Below are 4,871 nucleotides of genomic sequence, written 5' to 3'. Positions count from 1 at the left end.
GGCTCATCCGGTATTTGAACCCGTCGCAGCCACCGGCCTCGACCATGATGCGCAGGCCGCTCGTCGGCTGCGCCGAAGCCGAGATCGCGCTCTTGAGCGCATTCACTGCGCTATCCGTCAGATTGATCATGGCTATCCTTTTTGCCTGGGTCGTTTGCATAGGAATTGGCGTCGCATGCCAGTGCGCCCGAGCTTGACATTACTCACCTTTTCGAGATCGCGCCTGTTGGCTTTGCGGCGCGTGTAGGATTGCTGACAAAGGTCTTCGAGGGATTGCGGCGGCTTTGCGTGTCTTCTTTATGGATTCCGCCGATGAAGCGTAAGGAACGCGGCGGCAAGCAATTTGCATTGCGTGTCTAAGCCGGCCGAAGTGTCCGGTGATGAGCTTAGATCGGAGACCACTTTCATGACGAACACTGCCGAACAACTAGAACACGCACCGGGGGTCTTTGTGGACAATATCTGCGCAGGCGGTGCGCCCATTCAGCTTGTTTTGCACAATGACGGCAAGACGACTCTCGGTTTCGTGGTACGCCTGCTGCGCGAGGTATTCGACAAACAGGAGCGGGATGCCATTGCGCTCGCCAAACTCGTCTTGCAGCATGGCAAGGCCGTCTGCGGACGCTATCCTCCCTCAGTCGCAAAGGCGCTCCTCGAGGCGGCGCAAGAGCGTATCCGAGCTGAAGGATGTCCCCTGCTGATCACGGGCGAAGCCGCGGGCGAAGCGGACGGCCCCGACCTGTCCGACGTGCAATTCGAATATGCCTTCGAAGCGCTTGAGTGGCACTTCACCAATATACCGCCAAGCGAACTCGCCACTACTGTGCGGCAATTCCCGGGCCACATGCAGGCCGATGTTCAGGTCGCGATCGATAAGCTATTCGCCGATCCGGTCCGCTTCTTCGGCGCCTATGAAGAACATAGGTACGAGACGCTTTCATTCGCTCGGATGAAACGGCGTGGACAGAATGCGATTTCGCTGGTGCCGCCGCAATATCACCAGGTTGATACTGGCGAGACGGCGCCGGTCAAATGCCTGTACAATGGACTGTGGCTTTGCCGGGCGAGCGAATTTTTCTATGCCGTCGTGCTCTCTACTGAGCTCGAGATCGAGCAAGAGTCGACGATCCGGATTGAAATCGTTGCCCCTGCGGGGTCTGGCGGCGAAGCCTTTGTTCAGCGCAGCTTTGACGAACTGGAACGGGCGGTGCACGCGGCACGTTCTTATCGCGGCAAGATCCTCTCATTCGAGAAAGGTGCGGATTACAGCGGCCGCTCAAGAGGCATCATGGTGCATCGATTGGCACCAGTGAGGCGCGAGGACGTGATCCTGCGGGAACAGGCTATCAAATTGCTTGATCGCAACGTGTTGAGTTTTGTCGCCACGCGCGGCGCACTCCGCCGATTCGGCCAGTCGACCCGCAAGGGCATCCTGCTCTATGGCCCGCCCGGCACCGGTAAGACCCACACCATCCGCTATCTCGCCACCAACCTACCGGGACACACCACGCTAATCATCACCGCCGAAGAGGTCGGTGAGCTGAGCGCCTATATGGCGCTCGCGCGCCTGCTGCAGCCTACCATGGTGGTGATCGAGGATGTCGATCTGATCGCCAGCAAGCGCGACCACTTGACAACATGTGAAGAGGCCGCGCTGAACAAGCTCCTAAATGAAATGGACGGCTTGAAGGAAGACGCTGACATCCTCTTCGTGCTCACCACCAACCGCCCCGAGCAACTCGAGGGCGCCCTGGCCGGTCGCCCCGGCCGCATCGACCAGGCGATCGAGATGCCGCTGCCTGATACGACCGGCCGCGACAAGCTGATCCGGCTTTACGGCATGGGCCTGCCGCTTGAGGCGGAGATCGTAGCCGAGACGGTGCGCCGCACTGAGGGCGTCAGCGCCGCTTTCATTAAGGAGCTGATGCGACGCATTGCGCAATCATGCATCGCTCGTGACGGCGGAAACTCAGTGACCACAGCTGACATCGAGGAAGCGCTCGACGACATGCTGTTCACCGGCGGCCGCCTCAACGTGAAGCTCTTGGGTGGGGCCGGAGCGATGGCTGCGGGGTCTGAATGAAGGCGAAGGGAGGAAGATCACCCGCCAAGGGCTGCGCCAACTCCCGCATGCGCCGGGTGTCGACGACGCGTCTATGATTGATGAGCAGCGAGGCGGTTCGTGAACGCGAACCGCCGCGACAATCGCCCGCTCAACCGTCGCTCGTAATTCCTGTTCCATGCCGGCCTGCCCCCTACAGGCGCCACAGCCGACATGCAATGAGCAGAGCAGATAAGCGGTAGCATGGAACTCTTATCGGAAGAGCAGGCTGGAATGGCGCAATTGTCGGACGATTGGAGCTTCGCCATCCGTCAAGGAACGAGAACGGCTGCGGGATTGCCGGCGAAAAGTCCCTCTGCGAAAGCGTCCACCTGGTAGTACATGCGCATGCAGTTTTCTCCGGCCGATGGCATCGGCTGACTCATACTCATGATGGGTCCGACGAGCCGACAAGACGCGACACCAACTCCTTAGTTGAACGATCGGCGTTTTCGGGATTAGTGACGTCAATTCGCGGTGCGCCGTGCGCCTTGGCAGCTTCAGCCAAGGCTGTGTTTTCGCACAGCGAGCGTTCCACGAACTTCTCTATTGCCGCTTTCACTTGTTTGCCTTGTTCCGAATACCGGCTCCCATGCACGATACGCTCGCGCAGGACGGGATCTTCAACGTGGAAACACACAACCAGAGCATCGCCAATCTCCCAGTCAGCTAGGTATTCAGGGCGAAGCGCAGCACTTTCAAATATAAAACCATCTCCCATTTGTCGTTGCGCTCTGATCTTCTCCCGAATGATTGGCCGCATATTCTTATGATGCGCCCGGAGGAACCAATGGATCGTGTCATTCGATAGACGATGATAGAATTCTACTACGGCGTCAGGCACGCCGGTCCAAGGTCGCTCTGGATGACGCCCTAACATGTCGGTCGAAATCACTGGCAAGCCGGTGGCCAGGCCGATGCGATGCGATGCGCACAGGTCGACTTCCCGACATGCGAGGTACCAATCAGGAATAAGTTTTTCGGTTGGGGTGTCATTGAACTGTGTCGCTAGCGTCACGAGAGCAGAACCACTGTTTTGGCAAGCCATCGCTTGTCACGAGGAGACCTCGCCGGCTGGAAGAGCCCTCTCTGGGGGCGGCTCTACCACGGCGATGCACTCCCAACCACGGCAAACGTCAAGTCTCTTCCCCGACGACCACCGCCATCTGGAAGCGATCGAAACGGCCTGTCAGAATCTTGATCCGGCTCGAACAGTTCCGCTCGACTCGATTGAACCCTCAAGCATGCTCGCGAGAGCGAGGCAGAGAGAAGACGCTACATGCCCCGACCTCGCGCCGGGACTAAGCACAGCGAATTTGAGGTCGTCATGGCCGGGAAGGGAAAGGCTGACTTGCTCAAAGGCCAGAAGGCCATCTTGCGGGTGGTCAAATGTCCTTTCGCCGCCTTCACGCTCCAGCACCACACGTTGATGCCAGTATAGCTTGAACGTCTCGCTACGAGAGCTCAACTCATCGATCAGCCGCGAAATGGAGGGATCACTGAGGTGAGCGCTAAGGTCCGCACGAAATTCCGCCGGGCGAAGGGAGCAAATCGACGCAGGCGAGAAGCGAGGATGGAACATGGTCCGTCTCGCTTATGGGCTGATCCGGGTCCCACTTTGCGGCGAGTTCAAAGAGATAGGCCCGTTCGGCACGGCCGAGTCGCAGCGCCGTCGCGAGGCGCGCGTGCGCTTGCGCAGAGAGCGACATCTCCCGCCCCTGCTCGAGCCAAGTGTACCAGGTGACGCTGACACCGGAAAGTTGGGCGACTTCCTCTCTCCGCAAGCCCGGAGTACGGCGGCGACCGGTGAGAGGCAGGCCGAGTCGGTTGGCTCTAACCGCTCCCTCATGGATCTGACGAAGTCTCCCAGTTCCCGAAGCTGGGTTGAAGGGGTCTGCTGGATCATGGTGAGAGTTTTACCAGCATAAATCTGAGGCTGAGACCAGTTTATGCCGCATGCTAGCGCCCTTGTGGCCAACAGTGGAGCTTGCGACGATGGAAAAGAGCCATGTAGCCCTGGTCGGCGATCAATTCGGATCCAGAGCCGACGCCTATTTGAAGAGCGCGGTGCATGCGCAGAGCCCGGATCTGGATGCGATGGTCTTGCTGATGCAAAACCGGACCGATGCCCGCGTCCTCGATCTCGGTTGCGGCGGTGGTCACGTCACTTTCAATGTCGCGCCCTTGGTCAAGGAGATCGTGGCATGTGATCTTTCACCGGAAATGCTGGACGTGGTCGCGCGCGCCGCGGGCGAACGCGGGCTGGAGAACGTGACGGTGCGCCAGGGCGCCGTTGAAAGCCTTCCTTTCGATGAGAATAGTTTCGATGTCGTGCTCAGCCGTTTTCAGGGCGCGCCACTGGCGCGATCTTGACGCTGGGCTGGGCGAGGCACGGCGCGTTCTGAAGGCAGGGGGCACGATGGTAATCGTTGATACCGTCACGTCCAGCAATCCGCTCGTCGACACCTATTTTCAGGCGATCGAGCCCCTGCGGGATTGTTCACACGTTCGCAATTACTCGCGAGCCGAGTGGGAGGCTGCCATCGCCCGGGCGGGACTTCAAGGCCAATCCGTCGCACCGTTTCGGTTGCGGCTGGATTTCAAGGCTTGGGTCGAGCGCATGAATACGCCAAAGCTTCACGTGGATGCGATCCGATCACTTCAGAACGCAGTTTCGATTCTGGCCACCAAGCATTTCGAAACGGAAGCCGACGGCAGTTATCAAATCGACGTGGCTCTCTTCGAGGCAGTTAGGGCCCGTCCATAAATA

At 59.1% G+C, this 4,871-nt stretch carries 7 protein-coding genes; 3 read left to right on the top strand and 4 right to left on the bottom strand.

Annotated elements, in window-relative coordinates; genetic code table 11:
• A partial coding sequence (locus tag FXV83_RS44745) for a HesB/IscA family protein (RefSeq protein WP_430648981.1) occupies positions 1-130 on the bottom strand: 130 nt, incomplete at its 3' end.
• 276 nt (positions 131-406) lie between these two features.
• Here FXV83_RS44745 and FXV83_RS41050 point away from each other — a divergent pair.
• A complete protein-coding gene (locus FXV83_RS41050; protein WP_148745716.1) occupies positions 407-2,083 on the top strand; it encodes an ATP-dependent Clp protease adaptor ClpS in 1,677 nt (558 codons plus the stop codon).
• A 406-nt stretch (positions 2,084-2,489) separates the two neighbouring features.
• Here FXV83_RS41050 and FXV83_RS41045 read toward each other — a convergent pair whose 3' ends face one another.
• The 3 genes from FXV83_RS41045 to FXV83_RS44735 form a co-directional block, all read right to left on the bottom strand.
• Positions 2,490-3,119: a hypothetical protein gene (locus FXV83_RS41045; RefSeq protein ID WP_148745715.1), complete on the bottom strand. Its 630-nt coding sequence runs from the start codon at positions 3,117-3,119 to the stop codon at positions 2,490-2,492.
• A 171-nt stretch (positions 3,120-3,290) separates the two neighbouring features.
• Positions 3,291-3,683 (bottom strand): MmyB family transcriptional regulator, encoded by a 393-nt coding sequence (locus FXV83_RS44740; RefSeq protein WP_235940605.1) that lies wholly within the window; start codon positions 3,681-3,683, stop codon positions 3,291-3,293.
• Positions 3,613-3,885: a helix-turn-helix domain-containing protein gene (locus tag FXV83_RS44735; protein ID WP_235940604.1), complete on the bottom strand. Its 273-nt coding sequence runs from the start codon at positions 3,883-3,885 to the stop codon at positions 3,613-3,615. The genes FXV83_RS44740 and FXV83_RS44735 overlap by 71 nt, the downstream gene beginning before the upstream one ends.
• Positions 3,886-4,096: 211 nt before the next feature.
• On the opposite strand from FXV83_RS44735, the gene FXV83_RS45290 reads away from it, so the two are divergent.
• Entirely contained in the window at positions 4,097-4,474 is a 378-nt protein-coding gene (locus tag FXV83_RS45290) for a class I SAM-dependent methyltransferase (RefSeq protein WP_347341105.1), read from the top strand.
• 46 nt (positions 4,475-4,520) lie between these two features.
• Positions 4,521-4,868 (top strand): hypothetical protein, encoded by a 348-nt coding sequence (locus tag FXV83_RS45285; protein WP_347341104.1) that lies wholly within the window; start codon positions 4,521-4,523, stop codon positions 4,866-4,868.
• Positions 4,869-4,871: the final 3 nt, after the last annotated feature.

This window comes from Bradyrhizobium hipponense (genome assembly GCF_008123965.1).
GTDB lineage: Bacteria > Pseudomonadota > Alphaproteobacteria > Rhizobiales > Xanthobacteraceae > Bradyrhizobium > Bradyrhizobium hipponense.
The sequence above is the reverse complement of the archived record's forward strand: the minus strand, read 5'-3'. Positions and strand labels throughout refer to the sequence as shown.